Below are 20119 nucleotides of genomic sequence, written 5' to 3' on the forward strand. Positions count from 1 at the left end.
ACTGACCGCACCCACCGGAGACACACACCATGAACGCCCCCACCGCTGCCGCCCACCTGCTGCCCGAAATCAAGCTGCGCGACGTGCCCCAGGCCCTCATCGATGCGCTGCAGGCCCGCTTTGCCGCGCAATGCTCGCTGGCCCAGGCCGTGCGCGAACAGCATGGGCGCGACGAAGGTTCGCTGCAGGCCCCACCGCCCAGCGCCGTGGTGTTTGCCGCAAGCACGCAGGACGTGGCCGATGCGGTGAAGCTGGCCAGCCAGTACGAAGTGCCCGTGATCCCCTACGGCGCGGGTTCGTCGCTCGAAGGCCACCTGCTGGCCGTGCAGGGCGGCATCAGCATTGACGTGAGCCGCATGCACCAGGTGCTCAGCATCAACGCCGAAGACCTCACGGTGACTGTGCAACCCGGTATCACACGCAAGGCACTGAACGAAGCCATCAAGGACACCGGCCTGTTCTTCCCCATCGACCCCGGCGCCGACGCCAGCATCGGCGGCATGTGCGCCACGCGCGCCAGCGGCACCAATGCCGTGCGCTACGGCACCATGCGCGAGAACGTGCTGGCGCTGGAGGTGGTGACTGCCAGCGGCGAGGTCATCCACACCGGCACCCGCGCCAAGAAGAGCAGCGCGGGCTACGACCTCACGCGCCTGATGGTGGGCAGCGAAGGCACGCTGGGCATCATGACCGAGATCACAGTGCGCCTGTACCCGCTGCCCGAAGCCGTGAGCGCAGCCATCTGCTCCTTCCCCAGCATCGAAGCGGCCGTGCGCACCACCATCCAGATCATCCAGATCGGTGTGCCGATTGCGCGTGTGGAGCTCATCGACCACCACACGGTGCGCATGGTGAACGCGCACAGCAAGCTGACCCTGCGCGAGGAACCCATGCTGCTAATGGAGTTCCACGGCTCACCCGCCAGCGTGAAAGAACAGGCAGAGATGGTGCAGGACATTGCCAGCGAATTCGGCGGCCAGGCTTTTGAATGGGCCAGCACGCCCGAAGAGCGCACGCGCCTGTGGACCGCGCGGCACAACGCCTACTTCGCCGCCGTGCAAAGCCGCCCCGGCTGCCGCGCCATTAGCACCGACACCTGCGTGCCCATCAGCCGCCTGGCCGACTGCCTGCTCGAATCCGTGGACGAAGTCGAAGCCAGCGGCATCCCCTACTTCCTCGTCGGCCACGTGGGCGACGGCAACTTCCACTTTGGCTACCTCATCGACCCCAACAGCGCCGAAGAACGCACCAAGGCCGAAGCCATGAACCACACCCTGGTTGCCAGGGCACTCTCCATGGGCGGAACGTGTACCGGTGAACATGGCGTGGGCGTCCACAAGATGGGCTTTTTGCTGGACGAGACCGGCACGGGCGCGGTGGACATGATGCGCGCCATCAAGCGGGCGCTGGACCCGAAGAACATCCTGAATCCCGGCAAGATTTTTGCAATGTGAGGGCATGGGGCCGTCCCCCGGGAAGGCGACGCCCCATGGCCGATCAAGCCACAAAGTGATGGCGGGGGCGCCACCGGATGCATCCCCGTACCCATGAATGAACAACAAGAGAGGTCAACGTGGGTGCTTGGGGAGCAGGTCTCTTTTCCAACGACACAAGCTGCGATGTTCGCGACGACTATGTCCGTCACCTGAAGCACGGACTCTCTGCCGAGGAAGCTTGCCAGAAGATCCTGGCCCGCTACGGCGACCTGCTCGCAAACCCGGAAATCGCCTGCCTTGTATACCTTGCCCTGGCCGACACCGCATGGCGCTATGGGCGACTAGATCAGGCACTGAAAGACAAAGCCCTTTCGCTGCTGCAGTCGGGTGGGGATGTCGATGTGTGGGAGCGGGATGCACCTGGCGACGTCGCGTCGCGCCGCAAAACCCTTCAGGCACTGGAGGCCCGCCTCCACACGCCCCAACCGCCTGAAAAGCCGATCCAGGTTTCACCACCAAAACCAAAGAAGATCCGGACCTCATCCCCTGTGGGAACGGTTTTCTCCTTGGACCTGCCCCTGGGAGGCTCGGCCTTGCTGGTGCTGGTGGGGTTTGCGGAGCTGGAGAACAGCGTGGACCCCGTCTTTTCGGTCCTCGGCCAGCGCTTTGCCTCGCCATCAGAGATGCCCGCTCAGATCACCGAGAGCGATACAACGTTGGTGCTTTCAAAGACCTCTTATCAGCCCTATCAACACGTCGCCATTCTTCCCAAGGACGAAAGAAAGAACATACTTTCAGGGCTGGTGCACACCAGTATTCCGGTGGCCGCCGCCATGCCTTACCAACGCGACCGTACGGTGTGGTTGACCCTGGGGCGCATTGCCAAAGAAATCAACGCGCACATGGCTACCGAGCCTGCGCGTGCATAGCACCAAAACCCTCACCTGACGGTTGTTGCGCCCCTCCGAGAGCGTTTTCACAGTGCACAAAAAGCCTATGCCATTTGACATGTACGCCAACGGCCAGCACGAAGCCATCCAGCACCAGGAAGAGTTCATCTTTGCACTGGCCCAGGCCAACGCTCCTCAGTTCCCGGCACTTTCAGCGCTATGGGAGGCGTACTACGACGATCCCCGTATCTCATCCGCACATGCCAGCGCACTGTTGCATGAACTGATCGCGCTGCTGGCTATCAACGGCGGTAGCGCCAACAAGTCCCTGGTGAACATCGTCGTTCGTTTGTTGCCCTTTTTCAGCATGGCGAGCCAAGGCGGTCATGAGATCAGAACGCAGAGTGACTGAGAAGATGTGCCCGCGCATCTAGAAAGCGCAGAAACGGGCATGGAGTTGCACCGACCACCCGGCCTGCCGCTGCTGGATGAGTGCGGGGCGCTAACGTGAAGATCACGAGGCGAGTCGCGTACTCTCGGCCGAATGCAACGAACTACGGCATGCCAGTTTCCAGCGTGGCGCGCGAATCCGGCGGCGCTTCTTCCCGGTCGTACATGCCGTAGTCCCGTACCACAGCGGCCACACGCAAACGGTAGTCACGGAAGATGCTGGCGCGGCCCAGCCGCTGGGTGTGACGGTGGGCTTCCATCTGCCGCCAACAGGCCACGGCCTCCTCGTCGCGCCAAAAGGACAGCGACAGCAGACGGCCAGGCTCAGTCAGGCTCTGAAAGCGCTCAATGGAAATGAAGCCATCCACTTGCTCCAGCAGCGGACGCAGCGTTGCAGCCGCTTGAAGGTAGGCGTCCTGCTGGCCGGGTGCTGGTTGAACTTCAAAGATCACAGCCATCATGCAGCACGCTCCTGCGGGTGCGCGGGCAAGCCCAATGTGCCTTCCACCCCCTGTGTGAACGTGCGCTCCTCGCGAAGAATGAAGCGCTTATCCTGCGCCATCGCAAAGTTGGCGAGGCCTTCGGGGTCTGCGCGCAGTCGGGCGCGGTAGGCCTCGTAGGCAGCCAGGGACTCAAAGCCGATCAGGCCCCAGGCCTCGTAGTTGCTGCCTTCGTGCGGCAGGAAGTAGCCCAGCAGATGGCCGCCGCAGCGGGGAATGATCTGGCCCCAGCGGCGCGCGTATTCGGCAAACGCCTCGCGCTGAAAGGGATCGATTTCGTAGCGAATGAAGCATGTGATCATGACGTTCAGGAGAGGTTGGTGGACAAGGGCTTCACGATAGGCGGTTGACGGCCATCAATGGTTCGCCCAAGATCGAACCATGAAAGACGGCCCCCACATCGCGCGCATTGCCGCGCTCATCGGCGACAGCGCACGCGCCGAAGTCCTCACCGCCCTGATGGCCGACCGCGCGCTCACGGCCACCGAGCTGGCCGACATTGCAGGCGTGACCAAGCAGACCATCAGCGCCCACCTCGCCAAGCTGCTGGATGCAGGCCTGATCGCCGTGGAGAGCCAGGGTCGGCACCGCTACTTCCGGCTGGCAGACCGCGATGTGGCGCACTTGCTGGAGTCACTGATGAACGTGGCGTTTCGCGCCGGTGCCGTGCGGCTGCGCGCCAGCCCCCGGGAGCCAGCACTGCGCCGCGCGCGCATGTGCTACGACCACCTGGCGGGCGAGGTGGGCGTGCAGTTTTATGAAGCGCTGGTGCGCCAGGGCATGCTGCAGGCCACGCCCCAAGGGGCGGCCATCACACCCGCTGGCGCGCGGTGGTTTGCGCACGTGGGTATCGACACGTCCACGCTTGCGCTGCAGCGGCGCATGGTGTGCCGCCCCTGCCTGGACTGGAGCGAGCGCCGCCACCACCTGGGCGGCGCCCTGGGCGCGGCGCTGCTGCAGCGCCTCTTCGACGGGGGATGGGCCCAACGCGCTCAGGACTCGCGCGTGGTGCACTTCACCCCCAAGGGCGAGCTGGCGCTGCGCCAGTGGATGGCCACCCACCCGGATGCCCCGAACACCAGTGCCGCACAAGGCCCCGCACCATGCTGAACACCCTGCTGCTTTTTATCGCTACGGCCCTCGCCGAAATCGTGGGCTGCTACCTGCCCTGGCTGTGGCTCAAGCAAGGCAAGCCCGCGTGGCTCCTGTTGCCTGCTACCGCGAGCCTGGCACTGTTCGCATGGCTCTTGACGCTGCACGACACCGCAGGCGCAGGCCGCGTGTATGCGGCCTACGGCGGGGTCTATATCGGGGTGGCACTGGTATGGCTGTGGGCGGTGGATGGCATCCGCCCCACGCCATGGGATGTGGCGGGCGTGCTGGTGGCGCTGGCAGGCATGGCGATCATCATGTTTCAGCCTCGCGGCTGAGGGGCCGCACAGACGGCGGCACCAGCGACTTCGTAGCCCCAGGCCCGGGCTGCCGTTCAAGGGCCGCGGTGCAAGGCCCGCCAAGCCACGGCGATCAGGTATTCGGGGTTCTGGGAGTCGGCAAGGAGGCTGGCTCGTTGCTTCTCACCAGGAAAGTCCGCAGCGCTTCAGACGCCTCGGGCAGGTGGCCAAGCGGGTACAGCAGTCCCAGCGGATCGATGGTGCCGCCTTCGCGAGTGGGAAGAGCGACCAGATCGCCTGATTGGAGCAATCCGCAGACGATGCTGAGCGGTAACAGCGAAAGCAGTTGTTCCTGCTGCAAAACGGTACTCAGGGCGGACAACGAGCGCGTGATCAACGGGTAGTAAACCGGCGCATCCTGAAACTGGGTCGCAAGGTTGTCAAAGCGCTCGCGCACGACCGAACCGGCCGGTGTCAGCAGCCAAGCATGCCGCCCCAACTGTGACCACGCTACCCGGCGCGACCGGGCGAGCGGGTGATCCGGCCGGCACACCACCACCAGGGGATCGTCCAGCAGCGGTTGAAATGTCCATCCGGTGGGAACCACTCCAGGGTGCCGGCACGCAACGAGATCCACCTCACCTCGGGCGATGAGCATCAGCAGGTCGTCGCGCTCGGCCTCGCGCAGCAAAACCTCGATGGCGGGGTAGCCTGCATGGAAATCAGGCAAACGCCGCACCAGCAGGCCATTGGCGGCAGCGGCCGAAGCGGCGATGCGTATCGAAGTGCGGCCCTGGCTGGATCGCGCGGCCACGATCTCTGCACCTTCGATCAAGCCCAACATCATCTGGCGCGCCACGGGAAGCAGGTCCATGCAGGCGGGCGTGGGCCTAACGCCCCGCGCGTGCCGATGGAAAAGTTTGGCCTCCATCAGGTTCTCCACGTACGCCAAGGTCTGCGTGATGGAAGACTGCGTCATGCCAAATGCGTCGGCCGTGCGTTGCACGCTCCCCAGCTCGGCAAGCTTGAGCACCACCTGGAGGTGGCGGAATTTGCCACGCGCCAGCAGGCGGTTGAGCAACGGAGTGACAGCCGATTTCATCGTATCGGCAATGCTAATGGATCAGGCCGAATATTCATTTGTCCATGAAACCTCTGACGGTCAAGATGCGGCCCAACAACATTGGAGACAAGACATGATGCCGAACACCAAAACCATGGGTCTGAACCGCCGAGATTGGCTGCTGGGAGCTGCTGCGAGCGTGTGCGGTGCCTCGGCGCGGGCGCAAGCGCCCGGCTGGCCCACGCGCCCTGTCCAACTGATCGTTGCAGCGCCAGCGGGGGGGCCGTCCGACGCGTTGGCGCGGATGCTGGCTGAAGACATGGCGCGGTCGCTGGGCCAGCCCATGGTCATCGACAACCGGCCTGGCGCTGGAGGTGTGCTGGGCGTTGAGGCCTTGATGCGCAGCGCGCCGGACGGCCACACGGTGCTGATGTCGGGCATCGCCAACACGACCGCGCCCGCCCTGCTGCCCAAGGTCGGACACGACTTTGTTCGCGATTTTGTCCACGTCACGCAGCTGGTGGCGGGGTCCAACGTGCTGGTTGCCCACCCGTCCACGGGGTTTAAAACGCTGGCCGATGTGCTGACAGCGGCGAAGGCCAAACCAGGAAAACTGACCTACGCAAGCTCGGGTAACGGGTCCTCAGGGCACTTGGCCATTGAGCTGCTCAAGCAGCGTGCCGGGGTCTCTCTGCTGCACATTCCCTACCGGGGCGGCGCGCCGGCGCTGAACGACCTGCTGGGTGGTCAGGTGGATCTGCTGGTGATCAACCAGGATGCCGTGATTCCCTATGCCAAGGCAGGACGGCTTGTGCCCCTGGCCATCACCAGTCCGGCCCGGATCAAATTGTTTCCTGATTTGCCCACGATGGCGGAAAGCGGGGTTCCGGGCTTTGAGGCAACCGCCTGGGCCGGACTGACGGTGCCACGCGGTACGCCGACGCAGGCGGTGGAACGTTTGCATACGGCGGCAAAAAGCGCGTTAGGTGGTGCCGTGGGTGCCAAGCAGGAAGACATCGGCGCGGTGGTCGTGGGATCCAGTCCCGCGCAGTTTGGCGAGTTCGTGCGCAAGGAGACTGAAAAATGGGCACAGGTGATCAAGACCGCAGGGATCAAACCGGACTGAGCATGGAGCAAGACATTCAAATCGTTTCCATCGGCCCTTACGAACTGGTGAGTGGCGTCGTATTGCCCGATGTGGAGGTCGCCTACGTGGCGCACGGGCATCTGGCCGCAGATGGAGGCAACGGAATCCTGGTCACGCACGGCTACACCAGCGCGCCGTCCATGCTCTCTCAAGGTCACCACACCGCAGAAGGCTCATGGGCGCCCTTGCTGGGACCCGGACAACCACTGGATACCGACCGATATTTCATCGTGTGCAGCAATATGCTGGGGTCATCGTTTGGCACTACGGGCCCATCCAGCATCAACCCCGAGACCGGGCAACCCTGGGGGCAGACGTTTCCGGCGATCACCTTGCAAGACATCGTTGGCGTGCAGCGCCGCCTGCTGCAGCAGCTGGGTGTCACCCATCTGCGAGCCGTGGTAGGGCCTTCGTATGGCGGATGGCAGGCGCTGCAATGGGGGCTGCAGCATCCCGGCATGGTGGATGCGGTCGGCTCCATCGTCTCGGGCCTCACCCACCCGAAAGGACTCAGCGCGGCGGGGCAGCGCGAGCGGTTTGCAGCCAGCCCCGAGTGGCGCGATGGAGACTTTTACGCACACGGAGGAATGGCGCAGACCCTGTTCGAGTTGCGCATTCAGACGCTGCGCAACTACGGCCTCGAAAGACTCTATGAAGAGCGGGTGCCAGACCCGACAGAGCGGCAAGCACTGCTTGAGCGGCAATGCCGGGCCTGGGCCAACCGCTTCGATCCCCACAGCATGATCACGTTGGCCGCAGCGGCCGAAACGTTTGATGTCCGGCAACGGGTCCATGACCTGCAGGCGCGGCTGCTGTTTGTGGTGTGCACGACCGATGCGATTTTTCCGCCGGAGCGCGAGACAGAGGCCATCGTGCGTTCGATGTCGGTGCCGGTTCGCTACGTGGAGCTGGAGAGCCCGTTCGGCCACATGGCCTCGGGTGTCGAGTGGCGCCGCCTTGCGCCCGAACTGCGGTGGCTGCTCAACTAGGGCAACGCTGAACAAGTCCCTCGCACGCCGCGCTTCTTCCCTGCTTTGGGCGGTGTGCCGCGTTGCAAATCCTCGCGATAGCACCAGCTATCGCTGCGGTTTGCGTATTGCATCCCCACCCCAACCAGGGCGGGCGCCATCGCACAGACTCATTCAGCGTCGCCCTGGGGTGCGCCTGTCTCTGTGGCCGGAACCAGCGCATCGCTGCACCCGTCTCAGCCTTTGAACCACTTTGCTCAGCAGAGTCGCTAGTCCGCCAAAAGACGGACCGGCGCATGAGGGGTTCAGCCTTTTACACAGCCCACAGGCTATTGACGTGGCGCGCGCAGCACCCAGTGGGCTTCAGTTCACCTTGATCAGCCGCCAGTCGATCCGGTTGTCTGGCCGCTGCACCAGCTCCACGTTTTTCTTCATGGCCCAGGCTAGCATCTGGTTGTGCAGCGGGATATGGGCCACGGTGTCGTTCTGCAGCTGCAGGCCTTCGGTCAGCAGGCGGTTGCGCACGGGCAGGTCGGTCTCGGTCTTGACGCGGTCCACGATGTAGTCCATGCGCTCGTTGCTGTAGCGGCCCAGGTTGTAGTTGCCATCGCCCCCCGTGGTCTTGGTGCGGGTGAGCGATTGCAGCGTGTACAGCGCATCAAACGTGGGCACGCCCCAGCTCAGCAGCGCGATGCTGGCCTCGTGCCGCTGGGCCATGGGGTAGTAGCTCACAGCGGGCATGGTGCGCAGCTTAGCCTTGACGCCGATGCGCGACCACATGGCAGTGATCGCCTGGCACAGTTGCTCGTCCTGCACGATGGCGCTGTTGCTGCAGGCAAAGTCCACCTCAAAGCCATCGCTGTAGCCGGCTTGTGTCAGCAGCTCTTTGGCGGCATTGGGGTCGTAGGGCAAACGTTTGTCGACCGCCTCGGTCCAGCCGTTGACCAGGGGCGAAACCATCGCGCCCGTGGGTTTGGACATGCCGCGCATGGTCACTCGCTGCAGTGTTGCGCCATCGATGGCCTGGTACAGCGCCTTGCGCACGCGCAGGTCTTTCAGCGGATTCTTGCCCTTGATGTTGCTGCCCGCCAGTTCGTCGCGGAACTGGTCCATGGCCAGGTACACGGTGCGGTTCTCCACCATCTCCATGACCTTGAGATTGGGGTTGGCCTTAATGCGCGCCAAGTCCTGGATGCTGGTGTCGCGCACCATGTCCACCTCGCCCGACAGCAACGCGGCAATGCGCGTGGCCTCGGACTTGATGGGCAGGTAGGTGATCTCGGTCACGTTGCCCTCCACCTTTCCCGCATTCCACCAGCCCGGATTGGCAGCGAACACGATCTTCTGGTCGGGCACCCATTCCTTGAGCACGTACGGGCCTGTCCCCATGGCATTGCGGTGCGAATAGGTTTCGTCCTTGGCCTTGATGTCCTTGGGCTCCACCGCGTTGTTCTTCTCGGCCCAGGCCTTGCTCATCACGCGCAGCTCGGTCAGCTGGTTGAGCAGCACCGGGTTGGGGTTCTTCAGAAAGATGTCGATGGTCTCGCCATCCACCTTGGCAATGCGGTCCATGCCCTGGGTGTAGATGGCGTAGGTAGAGGTCTTGCTCATCGCACGCTGCAGCGAATACACGACGTCGTCCGCTGTCATGGCAGAGCCATCACTGAACTTCACGCCCTGGCGCAGCTTGAAGCGCATTTGCGTGGGGCTGACCTGCTGCCACGACGTGGCCAGCAGCGGCTCCACCCTGAGCGTGCGGCTGTTGAACATGACCAGCGACTCGTACACCGCCGCATGGATGCCGTTGCCCAGAGCGCTGTTCTGCGAATGGATGTCCATGGTCTGGATGTCGCTGGAGCCGGACCACTTGAAGGGTTTGGCCCAGGCATAGTTGGGCAGCAGGCAGGGGAGCAGAGCCACAGCGACGATGGACACGGCTGGCAGGTATCTAGATAAAAGCGGGGAAGACAGCAGCTGCACAGATAACTCCTTGTGAATGAAAGGCAGCACTTTGCAGCACATGAATGGGTCTGGAGACCATGGAAATCCCGGTAGGACACGTTGCTCAGCACCACAATCCGGTGCCCAACGATCTGCCCTATGAGCCGCACCTCCATCCGAACCGTGATCCTTTCCCTGGCGGGTGTAGCCTTCGCCGCCCTGTGTGGCCTGCTCATCACCATCGGCTACATGTTTTCTATGGAGGATTTCGTGGCGCAGCCCGGATCTCCTGTTTACTACGCGGGCATATCGCGATTGATTCGAAGCCTGGGAGTACCGGAGGGTGCAGAGGATCAGGAATACTTCGGATCGGTGGGCGATGGCAACAAGCCGCCGCAATCGCAGCTTGGCTTCACCACGGCAGCTGGCGCAGGCGAACGGGTCTGGAATGCCTTGGATGCTCAACTCTTGGGCCAGGGGCTGCAGCACTCCACAGCATCCCATGACGGCACGGACCCCACACCCGCATACAGCACCAACCTGAGTACGGTGGTGCCTACCCTCCGTGAAGTGCAATACCGGTCGACACGAGGAGACTTGGTTGTATTGGGCATGCATGCACTGCCTAAGAACAACGGCCAGGCGAGTGTGCGTTTCTCAATCACACATTTCGACTGAAGCGCAGCCTGCCCTTGTTCAGAGCGCCGTCAAGGTCTGAGCAAGGGGTACCGCGCCGCCGCTGCATCCGTCCCCACCTGCAGCAGGTTGATCACCCCCATTACATCGTCTACCAGCCACACAGCCTTCTCCAGCGCGTCGGACTGCGCCTGCGACTGGACGCAGCCCTTGAGCGTCACCAGCCGCCGCTCGCCCAGCACCCACACGCTGGTGTCGTCAAAGCGGCCGTCCTGCTGGATGTAGCGCTGCACGCGCGGGATGATCTCGGCGTCGTAGAGGTAGGAGTTGGGCAGGCGACAGCGCCCCACGCGGTGGCAGCTGCCGCCATGCTGAGAGCGCACATGCGCCAGTTCGCGCACCTCGGCCTCGGTGTACAGAGGCCCTTCGGGCACGGGGCATTGCGGGATGGCTTGGGTGACTTGGACGAAGGGGTCGTTGAAGGCGTTGGTGCGCGGCGCGGCGCCCGAAGGGGCCTGGGCGCCGGCTGATGCGGCCACGAGGCCCAAAACCGGGCCGTAGAGCACGACAAAAAGCGACCGATACGACGGATACATGCGCATGGATGAGTCCCTGGCTGCGGGTCTGGGCCGCAGGCGACCGCCATCGTACGGGCGTGGTTTTCTGCCGTAAAGACAGCCGACCATGCGCAGAACGCGGCGCAGTCCTGCAGACGGCGCAACCGATGGCGGGATGATGGGCAGGGACGCGCCTTGAGCGGCACGGCCCAACAGGCCATACGCTTCATTATTGATAGCAAATGAGACATGCAATACCGGCGCTTGTGGCAGATTGGACGTCAAAAGTGCCTGCAACACCCCACCGGGCAAACCCGGGCAGTCCCACCGACTTTGCCTTGCCGCCTACGATGCCACACGCATGTCCCGCATTGAATTGATCGTCCACCGCCCCGAAGGCCTGTACTGCCCGCCTGGCGACTTCTACATCGACCCCTGGCGGCCGGTGGAGCGGGCCGTGATCACGCATGCCCACTCAGACCACGCACGCATGGGCTCGGCCCACTACCTGGCGCACCACGACAGCGCGGGCACGCTGCGCAACCGGCTGGGGGCGGACATCGCGCTGCAGACGCTGGCCTACGGCGAGGTCATCAACCACCATGGCGTGCGCGTTTCGCTGCACCCGGCCGGGCATGTGCTGGGGTCGGCCCAGGTGCGCGTCGAACAAGGCGGCCAGGTGTGGGTGGCCTCGGGCGACTACAAGCTGGAAGACGATGGCACCTGCCCGCCCTTCGAGCCGGTGCGCTGCCACACCTTCATCACCGAGTCCACCTTTGGCCTGCCGATCTACCGCTGGCCGTCGCAGCCCACGCTGTTTGCCGACATCAATGCCTGGTGGGCTGCCAATGCAGCGGCGGGCAAGGCCAGCGTGCTGTATGCCTACGCCTTCGGCAAGGCGCAGCGGCTGCTGCATGGGGTGGATGCCAGCATCGGGCCCATCGTAGTGCATGGGGCGGTGGAGCCGCTCAACGCCGTGTACCGCGCGGCGGGCGTGGACCTGCCGCCCACGCTGCGCGTGACGGACCCTGGCCTCACCAAGGCCGACCTGAAACGCGCGCTGGTGCTGGCGCCGCCCTCGGCAGCGGGAACACCCTGGCTCAAGCGGTTTGGCGAACACTCCGACGCGTTTGCCAGCGGCTGGATGCTGGTGCGCGGCGCACGCCGACGCCGGGGGGTGGACCGGGGCTTTGTGATGAGCGACCACGCCGACTGGCCCAGCTTGCAAAAAGCCATTGGCGCCACGGGCGCGGAGCGCGTCATCGTGACGCACGGCAGCACGGCCGTGATGGTGCGCTGGCTGTGCGAGCAGGGGCTGGACGCCAAGGTGTTTGCGACCGAATACGGCGCCGATGACAACGAGGACGATGCAGGTTCCGCGCCCGAAGCAGGCAGCGAGCCCGCACCCGAGGGGTCGGCATGAAGGCCTTTGCCCAGCTGTTCCAGGCGCTCGACGCCACCACCGCGCAGTCGGCCAAACTCGCAGCGCTGGTGGCGTATCTTCGTGCTGCACCGCCCGCTGATGCGGCCTGGGCCACCTACTTTCTCGCAGGCGGCAAACCCCGCCAGATGGTGCCCACCAAGCGCCTCAAGGTGCTGGCGCAAGAGGCTGCGGGCCTGCCCGAGTGGCTGTTCGAGGAAAGCTACCAGGCCGTGGGCGACCTGGCCGAAACGCTGGCGCTGCTGCTGCCGCTGCCCACCCAGCCCACCGAACTGACACTGGCCGAATGGATGGCTCAGCTGCTGCCCCTGCGCGCCCTGCCGCAGGGTGACGCCGATACCCGTCTGCGCACGCAATGGAACATGCTGGCGCCCGAGCAGCGCTTTGTGTACTTCAAGCTCATCACCGGCAACTTCCGCGTGGGGGTGTCGCGCCTGCAGGTGACGCAGGCGCTGGCCACGGTGAGCGCGCTGGACCCCAAGCGCATCGCACACCGGCTGATGGGCTACACACAGATCGGCCGGCAACCGCAGGCCAGCGATTACCAGGCGCTGATCGCGCCGGTGGACGACGATGCCAGTACGCAGGATGCTGCCGATGCAGGCCAGCCCTACCCGTTCTTCTTGGCCCACCCGTTCAACCAGCCCGTGGCCGAGATGCCTGCACTGCTGGGCACGCCCAGTGACTGGCTGGTGGAATGGAAGTGGGACGGCATCCGCGCGCAGATCGTGCGCCGGGGCGGTGCGGTGTGGATCTGGTCACGCGGCGAAGAGCTGGTGACCGACCGCTTCCCCGAACTGGCCGAGGCCGCGATGGAGCAGCTCCCTGACGGCACAGTGGTCGATGGCGAGATCCTGGTGTGGCTGCCGGGCGAGCCCCAGCCCCGCCCCTTTGCCGACCTGCAAAAGCGCCTGGGTCGCAAGACGCTGACCCCCAAGCTGCTGCGCGAGCTGCCTGTGGTGCTGGTGGTCTACGACCTGCTGGAGCACGCAGGGCAGGATGTACGCACGCAGACCCAGCAGGAACGCCGCGCGCTGCTTGAGGCCATGCTGCAGCAACCCGATGACACCGCCATCGCTCCCCCGCCCCACAAGGCCCTGCGCCTGAGCGAGTTGCTGCATGGCGCCGACTGGCACAACCTGGCACGCCAGCGCGAGGCCGCGCGCAGCATGGGCACCGAGGGTTTCATGCTCAAGCACCGCAGCGCGCAGTACGGTGTGGGCCGCACCAAGGATGTGGGCGTGTGGTGGAAGTGGAAGATCGACCCCATGAGCGTGGATGCGGTGCTCATCTACGCCCAGCGTGGGCATGGCCGCCGCGCAAGCCTCTACACCGACTACACCTTTGCCGTGTGGACCGGGCCGCAGGACGACCCAGACCGGCAGCTGGTGCCTTTTGCCAAGGCCTATTCGGGCCTGACGGATGCCGAGATTGCGCAGGTGGACGCCATCATCCGCAAGACCACGCGCGAGAGCTTCGGGCCCGTGCGCAGCGTGGACGCGACGCTGGTGTTTGAGCTGGGCTTCGAAGGCATTGCGCGCAGCCCGCGCCACAAGAGCGGCATTGCCGTGCGCTTTCCGCGCATGCTGCGCTGGCGGCAAGACAAACCCGTGGCCGAGGCCGATACCTTGCAAACGCTGATGGCACTGCTGCCTGGGCAGGACGCGGCCGCATGAGCACGACGCGCCGCCCGCGCAAGCCCCTGCCCCCGGTGGCACCGAGTGCCGCAGCCGCCTGGATGGCGGCGCGCGGGTGGCAGCCCTTCGGCTTCCAGCAAGACGTGTGGCGCGCGATGGGCGAGGGCCGCTCGGGCCTGCTGCACGCCACCACGGGCGCGGGCAAGACCTATGCGGTGTGGCTGGGCGCGCTGCAGCATCTGGCGCAGGCCGATGCTGCACCACCGCCCGAAGAAGCACCCAAAGTCCCCAGCGCCCGCACCACCCTGCGTACGCGCCGCGCTGCGGCACCGCCCCTCACCGTGCTGTGGATCACGCCCATGCGCGCATTGGCTGCTGATTCGCTGCGCGCCCTGCAGGCACCGCTGCCCGACCTTGCGCCCACCTGGACCAGCGGCCTGCGCACGGGCGACACGGCCAGCGGCGAGCGCGCTGCGCAAGACCGCCGTCTGCCCACGCTGCTGGTGACCACGCCCGAAAGCGTGTCGCTGCTGCTGGCCCGCGCCGATGCGCGTGAGCGCCTGGCCAGCGTACGCCTAGTGGTGGTGGACGAATGGCACGAACTGGTGGGCAACAAGCGCGGCGTGCAGGTGCAGCTGGCGCTGGCGCGCCTGTCGGGCTGGAACCCGGCGCTGCAGGTGTGGGGCATGTCGGCCACGCTGGGCAACCTGGATGAGGCGCTGCACACCTTGCTGCCGCAGCCCGTGCCGGACGGGTCACAGCCACCGCCCGCCGTGCTGGTGCAGGGCCGTATCGACAAGCGGCTGGAGGTGCAGGTGATGCTGCCCGCGCGGGCCGACCGCTTTGCCTGGGCGGGCCACATGGGGCTGAGCCTGCTGCCGCAGGTGGTGCAGTCGATCGAAGCGGCAGCGTCCACCTTGGTGTTCACCAACACCCGGTCTCAGGCGGAGCGCTGGTACCAGGCGCTGCTGGAGGCACGGCCCGACTGGGCCGGCACCATTGCGCTGCACCATGGGTCGCTGGGGCATGAGGTGCGCGACTGGGTGGAGCAAGGCCTCAAAGCCGGGCAGCTCAAGGCCGTGGTGTGCACATCGAGCCTGGACCTGGGCGTGGACTTTTTGCCGGTGGAGCAGGTGCTGCAGATCGGTTCGGCCAAGGGCGTGGCGCGGCTGGTGCAGCGTGCGGGCCGCTCGGGCCATGCGCCGGGGCGCAGCTCCAGCATCACGCTGGTGCCGACGCACAGCCTGGAGCTGGTGGAAGCTGCCGCCGCACACCACGCGCTGGCTCAGGGCCGCATTGAAGACCGGCAAACGCCGCGTGCGCCGCTCGATGTGCTGGTGCAGCACCTGGTCACCGTGGCGCTGGGCGGCGGCTTTGTGCCCGATGCGCTGCTGGCCGAGGTGCGCCGCGCACCGGCCTACGCTGCCTTGGCCGACAACGACTGGCAATGGGCGCTGCAGTTCGTGCGCCAGGGCGGCGCATCGCTGGCCACCTACCCGGACTTTCACCGCGTGGTACCCGACGACGAAGGTATCTGTCGCGTGCCCGATGCCCGCCTGGCGCGCCGCCACCGCAGCAACATCGGCACCATCGTGAGCGACGCCAGCATGCAGGTGCAGTTTGTGAGCGGCGGGCGCCTGGGGTCGGTGGAAGAGAGCTTTATCGCCCGGCTGCGCAAGGGCGATGTGTTCATGTTTGCAGGCCGGCTGCTGGAGCTGGTGCGCACCCAGCAGATGACGGCCTATGTGCGCATCGCCCCCAGGGGCAGCGCCGCACTGCCGCGCTGGAGTGGCGGGCGCATGCCGCTGTCAAACACGCTGGCCGATGCGATGCTGGAACAGCTGGCGCAGGCTGAGCGCGGCCAATTCACCACGCCCGAGATGCGCTGCGTCCGGCCGCTGCTGGAGCTGCAGCAGGCCTGGTCGGCCCTGCCCACCCCGGGCCGCCTGGTGGCCGAAACCCTGCACACGCGCGAGGGCTGGCACCTGTACCTGTACCCGCTGGCGGGGCGCCTGGTGCACCTGGGTCTGGCCGGGCTGCTGGGCTGGCGCGCATCGCAGCAGGTGCCCAACACCTTCTCCATCGCGGTCAACGACTATGGGCTGGAGCTGCTGTCGGCCAAGCCGGTGGACTGGGCCACGCTGCTTCCGCGGCTGATTGGCGAAGGCACTCACACCACCATCGGTCGCGGGCTCGAAGACGAAGTGCTGGCCAGCCTGAACGCCACCGAGATGGCGCGCAGGCGCTTTCGCGAGATCGCGCGCATCGCGGGCCTGATCTTTCAGAGCCACCCGGGCGAGCAGCGCAGCAGCCGCCAGCTGCAGGCCTCGTCGTCGCTGTACTACGACGTGTTTGCGCAGTACGACCCCGACAACCTGCTGCTGGCCCAAGCACGCGCCGAGCTGCTGACGAACGAGCTGGACATGGACCGGCTGGCCCGCACGCTGCGCGGCATGCAGGCGCAGACCCTGTCCATCCACGCCCTGGAGCGCCCCACCCCGTTTGCCCTGCCGCTGATGGTGGAACGCTTTCGCGAGCGCCTGAGCACCGAGACACTGGCCGACCGTCTGGCGCGCATGGTGCAGGCGCTGGAGCAGGCGGCCGACGCGACCACGGGCACCCACCTGGCGCAGCACGCGGTGCAGTCCACAGATATGGCGTGGGACCTGCCCGATAGCTCCGGCGCCCGCACACAACGCGCGCGCCGTGCAGCGGGCGGGGCCCCCCCCCGCCGCACCCGCAGACGCCACGGATTCTGAGCACGATGACCACGCTCCCCCTTCACACAGCAGCCCTCGGAACGCCGGCTGTCCCTACGCCCCCCATCGGTGCGCACGCCATTACCCTGCCCTGCGGCACCGCACTGCAACTGCTGCCCCAGCGCGCCCTGTGGTGGCCCGCCGCGCACATGGTGCTGGTGGCGGATGTGCATTTCGGCAAGGCTGCCACCTTCCGCCGCGCAGGCCAGCCGGTGCCCCACGGCACCACGGCCGACAACCTGGCGCGGCTGGACGCGGTGCTCGCTGCCACCGGCGCCGATCACCTGGTGTTTCTAGGTGACTTCCTGCACGCGCGCAGCGGCGCGGCCGATGCGCTGTGGCATCAGCTGCTGCCCTGGCGCCAGCGCCATGCCCGTGTGGCGATGACCCTGGTGCGCGGCAACCATGACCTGCATGCGGGCGACCCGCCAGCCGCGCTGGCACTGGCGCTGGTCAACGAGCCCTGGTTGCCTGGGGCCGATGCGCCGGTGCTGGCCTGCCACCACCCGCAGGCCGTGGCGGGCCACACGGTGCTCGCCGGGCATCTGCACCCCACACTGCGGCTGCGGGGCCCGGCGCGCGATGCGCTGCGGGCGCCCTGCTTTGGCTGGGGCGACGGACAGTTGGTCCTGCCCGCCTTCGGGGCTTTCACCGGCACGGCGCCCGACACCCTGCCCGCGCACTGGACGCAGTTTGCCGTCCTGCCTGGCAGCGTGGTAGCTGTTCCTGGGGGGAGTTCCTAGGGTCTGCGGGGGGTGGCGCGCGAGCGCTAACGGGTTCAAACTGCAGAAGGCCGCAGGGTGATTACCACCTATTTGGTGAAAAAAAGTGCCCTGGGCTTATGATAATTTTGCATTGTGAGATTCGATTGCAAAAACAGCGGGCAGTGACAGCCCCGAGCAAGGAGAATCAGAGAGCATCCGCGTTTGGCCCCGCTGCGACGCAGCCGGGGGCATCTACCTACTCTGTTTCGTGAGACAAGCCATGACGACCCAGCAACCTTCCATCATCTACACCCTGACCGACGAAGCACCCCGTCTGGCCACGGCTTCCTTCCTGCCCATCATTCGCACGTTCGCGGCACCGGCAGGCATCAACGTGCTGGAGAGCGACATCTCGGTGGCAGCGCGCATCCTGGGTGAGTTCCCCGACTACCTGACCGAAGAACAGCGCGTGCCCAACAACCTGGCCGAGCTGGGCAAGAAGACGCTGCAGCCCGATGCCAACATCATCAAGCTGCCCAACATCTCCGCGTCCGTGTCGCAGCTCAAGGCCGCCATCGCCGAGCTGCAGTCCAAGGGCTACGCCCTGCCCGACTACCCGGACCAGCCCAAGGACGACAAAGAGAAAGAAATCAAGGCCCGCTACAGCAAGTGCACCGGCTCCGCCGTGAACCCCGTGCTGCGCGAAGGCAACTCCGACCGCCGTGCGCCCAAGGCCGTGAAGGAATACGCCCGCAAGAACCCGCACAGCATGGCCGAGTGGAGCCAGGCCTCGCGTTCGCATGTGTCGCACATGCACGCCGGCGACTTCTACCACGGCGAAAAGTCCATGACGCTGGACCGCGCCCGTGACGTGAAGATGGAGCTGATCACCAAGAGCGGCAAGGCCATCGTCTTGAAGCCCAAGGTCAGCCTGCTCGACCGCGAAGTGATCGACAGCATGTTCATGAGCAAGAAGGCGCTGCTGGAGTTCTACGAGAAGGAAATCGAAGACGCACGCAAGACCGGCGTGATGTTCTCGCTGCACGTGAAGGCCACGATGATGAAGGTGTCCCACCCCATCGTGTTCGGCCACTGCGTGCGCATCTTCTACAAGGACGCGTTCGCCAAGCACGCCAAGACCTTTGAAGAGCTGGGCGTGAACGTGAACAACGGCATGGTGGACCTGTACGCCAAGATCGAGACCCTGCCGCAAAGCCAGCGCGACGAGATCAAGCGCGACCTGCACGCCTGCCACGAGCACCGTCCCGAGCTGGCCATGGTCGACTCGGCCAAGGGCATCACCAACTTCCACTCGCCCAACGACATCATCGTGGACGCCTCCATGCCCGCCATGATCCGCAACGGCGGCAAGATGTGGGACGCCAACGGCCGCCTGAAGGACGTGAAGGCCGTGATGCCCGAATCGACCTTCGCCCGCATCTACCAGGAGATCATCAACTTCTGCAAATGGCACGGCGCGTTCGACCCCAAGACCATGGGCACGGTGCCCAACGTGGGCCTGATGGCGCAGCAAGCCGAGGAATACGGCAGCCACGACAAGACCTTCGAGATCCCCGAAGACGGCGTGGCCAACATCACCGACCTGGCCACCGGCGAAGTGCTGCTGAGCCAGAACGTGGAGCAAGGCGACATCTGGCGCATGTGCCAGGTGAAGGACGCCGCGATCCGCGACTGGGTGAAGCTGGCCGTGAACCGCGCCCGCAACTCCGGCATGCCCGTGGTGTTCTGGCTCGACTCGTACCGTCCGCACGAAGCGCAGCTGATCACCAAGGTCAAGATGTACCTGCACGAGCACAACACCACCGGCCTGGACATCCAGATCATGAGCCAGGTGCGTGCGATGCGCTACACGCTGGAGCGCGTGATCCGCGGCCTGGACACCATCAGCGCCACCGGCAACATCCTGCGCGACTACCTGACCGACCTGTTCCCCATCATGGAACTGGGCACCTCGGCCAAGATGCTGTCCATCGTGCCGCTGATGGCCGGTGGCGGCATGTATGAAACCGGTGCAGGCGGCTCGGCCCCCAAGCACGTGCAGCAGCTGGTGGAAGAAAACCACCTGCGCTGGGATTCGCTGGGTGAATTCCTGGCGCTGGCCGTGTCGCTGGAAGACCTGGGCCTGAAGACCGGCAACGGCAAGGCCAAGATCCTGGCCCAGACGCTGGACGCCGCCACAGGCAAGCTGCTGGACAACAACAAGAACCCCTCGCCCAAGACCGGCCAGCTGGACAACCGTGGCAGCCAGTTCTACCTGGCCCTGTACTGGGCGCAAGAGCTGGCCACGCAAACGGCCGATGCCGAACTGGCCCAACTGTTCGCGCCACTGGCCAAGCAACTGGCCGACAACGAGCAGACCATCGTGGCCGAACTGGCTGCCGTGCAGGGTGCACCCGCCGACATCGGTGGCTACTACCTGCCTGACGTGGCCAAGCTGGACGCCGTGATGCGCCCCAGCAAGACGCTGAACGAAGCCCTCAAGGCCGTGGCGGCCTGAGTCCGGCCCCACCGCTGCTGCGGCCCTGTGCTGCAGCGGCAAATGAAAAAGGCCCCGCAGAGCGGGGCCTTTTTTTTATGG

Annotated in this window: 18 protein-coding genes; 13 read left to right on the forward strand and 5 right to left on the reverse strand. The window is 65.5% G+C overall.

Annotated elements, in window-relative coordinates; genetic code table 11:
* Positions 1-29: 29 nt before the first annotated feature.
* The 3 genes from CLU87_RS20405 (at position 30) to CLU87_RS20415 (ending at position 2738) form a co-directional block, all read left to right on the forward strand.
* Positions 30-1454 (forward strand): FAD-binding oxidoreductase, encoded by a 1425-nt coding sequence (locus CLU87_RS20405; RefSeq protein ID WP_099731610.1) that lies wholly within the window; start codon positions 30-32, stop codon positions 1452-1454.
* A gap of 119 nt (positions 1455-1573) precedes the next feature.
* Positions 1574-2365: a hypothetical protein gene (locus CLU87_RS20410; protein ID WP_099731611.1), complete on the forward strand. Its 792-nt coding sequence runs from the start codon at positions 1574-1576 to the stop codon at positions 2363-2365.
* A 79-nt stretch (positions 2366-2444) separates the two neighbouring features.
* On the forward strand, positions 2445-2738 hold the full coding sequence (locus tag CLU87_RS20415) for a hypothetical protein (protein ID WP_101390007.1): 294 nt from the start codon (positions 2445-2447) through the stop codon (positions 2736-2738).
* A 142-nt stretch (positions 2739-2880) separates the two neighbouring features.
* Here the strand turns inward: CLU87_RS20415 and CLU87_RS20420 are convergent, their stop codons facing one another.
* Complete coding sequence (locus CLU87_RS20420) at positions 2881-3237, reverse strand: antibiotic biosynthesis monooxygenase (RefSeq protein ID WP_099731613.1); 357 nt, start codon at positions 3235-3237, stop codon at positions 2881-2883.
* Positions 3234-3578, reverse strand: coding sequence for an NIPSNAP family protein (locus tag CLU87_RS20425; protein ID WP_099731614.1), 345 nt, complete (start codon positions 3576-3578; stop codon positions 3234-3236). Before CLU87_RS20425 ends, CLU87_RS20420 begins: the two co-directional genes overlap by 4 nt.
* A 79-nt stretch (positions 3579-3657) precedes the next feature.
* Between CLU87_RS20425 and CLU87_RS20430 the strand changes: the two genes are divergently transcribed.
* Both CLU87_RS20430 and CLU87_RS20435 read left to right on the forward strand, forming a co-directional pair.
* Complete coding sequence (locus CLU87_RS20430; protein ID WP_099731615.1) at positions 3658-4386, forward strand: helix-turn-helix transcriptional regulator; 729 nt, start codon at positions 3658-3660, stop codon at positions 4384-4386.
* Positions 4380-4706, forward strand: coding sequence for a YnfA family protein (locus CLU87_RS20435; RefSeq protein ID WP_199170854.1), 327 nt, complete (start codon positions 4380-4382; stop codon positions 4704-4706). The genes CLU87_RS20430 and CLU87_RS20435 overlap by 7 nt, the downstream gene beginning before the upstream one ends.
* A 94-nt stretch (positions 4707-4800) precedes the next feature.
* On the opposite strand, the gene CLU87_RS20440 is transcribed toward CLU87_RS20435, so the two are convergent.
* The gene (locus tag CLU87_RS20440; protein WP_099731616.1) at positions 4801-5769 is read right to left on the reverse strand and encodes a LysR substrate-binding domain-containing protein; all 969 of its coding nucleotides are present in this window, start codon (positions 5767-5769) and stop codon (positions 4801-4803) included.
* Between the two features lie 94 nt (positions 5770-5863).
* Between CLU87_RS20440 and CLU87_RS20445 the strand changes: the two genes are divergently transcribed.
* Together CLU87_RS20445 and CLU87_RS20450 are read left to right on the forward strand one after the other, a co-directional pair.
* Complete coding sequence (locus CLU87_RS20445; protein ID WP_158236091.1) at positions 5864-6856, forward strand: tripartite tricarboxylate transporter substrate binding protein; 993 nt, start codon at positions 5864-5866, stop codon at positions 6854-6856.
* A 2-nt stretch (positions 6857-6858) separates the two neighbouring features.
* Positions 6859-7866 (forward strand): alpha/beta fold hydrolase, encoded by a 1008-nt coding sequence (locus CLU87_RS20450; RefSeq protein WP_158237478.1) that lies wholly within the window; start codon positions 6859-6861, stop codon positions 7864-7866.
* Between the two features lie 342 nt (positions 7867-8208).
* Here CLU87_RS20450 and CLU87_RS20455 read toward each other — a convergent pair whose 3' ends face one another.
* On the reverse strand, positions 8209-9684 hold the full coding sequence (locus tag CLU87_RS20455; protein ID WP_233193883.1) for an ABC transporter substrate-binding protein: 1476 nt from the start codon (positions 9682-9684) through the stop codon (positions 8209-8211).
* Positions 9685-9945: 261 nt separating this feature from the next.
* On the opposite strand from CLU87_RS20455, the gene CLU87_RS20460 reads away from it, so the two are divergent.
* Positions 9946-10464, forward strand: a complete 519-nt coding sequence (locus tag CLU87_RS20460) for a hypothetical protein (protein WP_099731618.1) — start codon at positions 9946-9948, stop codon at positions 10462-10464.
* 29 nt (positions 10465-10493) lie between these two features.
* On the opposite strand, the gene CLU87_RS20465 is transcribed toward CLU87_RS20460, so the two are convergent.
* Positions 10494-11024 carry a BON domain-containing protein gene (locus tag CLU87_RS20465; RefSeq protein WP_056057007.1) on the reverse strand — a complete coding sequence of 177 codons (531 nt, stop codon included), beginning with the start codon at positions 11022-11024 and terminating at the stop codon, positions 10494-10496.
* A 316-nt stretch (positions 11025-11340) separates the two neighbouring features.
* Between CLU87_RS20465 and CLU87_RS20470 the strand changes: the two genes are divergently transcribed.
* The 5 genes from CLU87_RS20470 to CLU87_RS20490 all read left to right on the forward strand — a co-directional run bounded on the left by CLU87_RS20470 (position 11341) and on the right by CLU87_RS20490 (position 20038).
* Positions 11341-12402, forward strand: coding sequence for a ligase-associated DNA damage response exonuclease (locus CLU87_RS20470; RefSeq protein ID WP_099731619.1), 1062 nt, complete (start codon positions 11341-11343; stop codon positions 12400-12402).
* Positions 12399-14096 carry an ATP-dependent DNA ligase gene (locus tag CLU87_RS20475; protein ID WP_099731620.1) on the forward strand — a complete coding sequence of 566 codons (1698 nt, stop codon included), beginning with the start codon at positions 12399-12401 and terminating at the stop codon, positions 14094-14096. The genes CLU87_RS20470 and CLU87_RS20475 overlap by 4 nt, the downstream gene beginning before the upstream one ends.
* A complete protein-coding gene (locus tag CLU87_RS20480) occupies positions 14093-16816 on the forward strand; it encodes a ligase-associated DNA damage response DEXH box helicase (protein ID WP_099731621.1) in 2724 nt (907 codons plus the stop codon). The genes CLU87_RS20475 and CLU87_RS20480 overlap by 4 nt, the downstream gene beginning before the upstream one ends.
* 5 nt (positions 16817-16821) lie before the next feature.
* On the forward strand, positions 16822-17559 hold the full coding sequence (gene pdeM / locus CLU87_RS20485; RefSeq protein ID WP_099731622.1) for a ligase-associated DNA damage response endonuclease PdeM: 738 nt from the start codon (positions 16822-16824) through the stop codon (positions 17557-17559).
* A 241-nt stretch (positions 17560-17800) separates the two neighbouring features.
* Positions 17801-20038, forward strand: coding sequence for an NADP-dependent isocitrate dehydrogenase (locus tag CLU87_RS20490; RefSeq protein ID WP_099731623.1), 2238 nt, complete (start codon positions 17801-17803; stop codon positions 20036-20038).
* Positions 20039-20119 lie beyond the last annotated feature (81 nt).

Origin of the sequence: Acidovorax sp. 59 (assembly GCF_002754175.1) — a bacterium.
GTDB classification, from domain to species: Bacteria; Pseudomonadota; Gammaproteobacteria; order Burkholderiales; family Burkholderiaceae_C; genus Acidovorax; species Acidovorax delafieldii.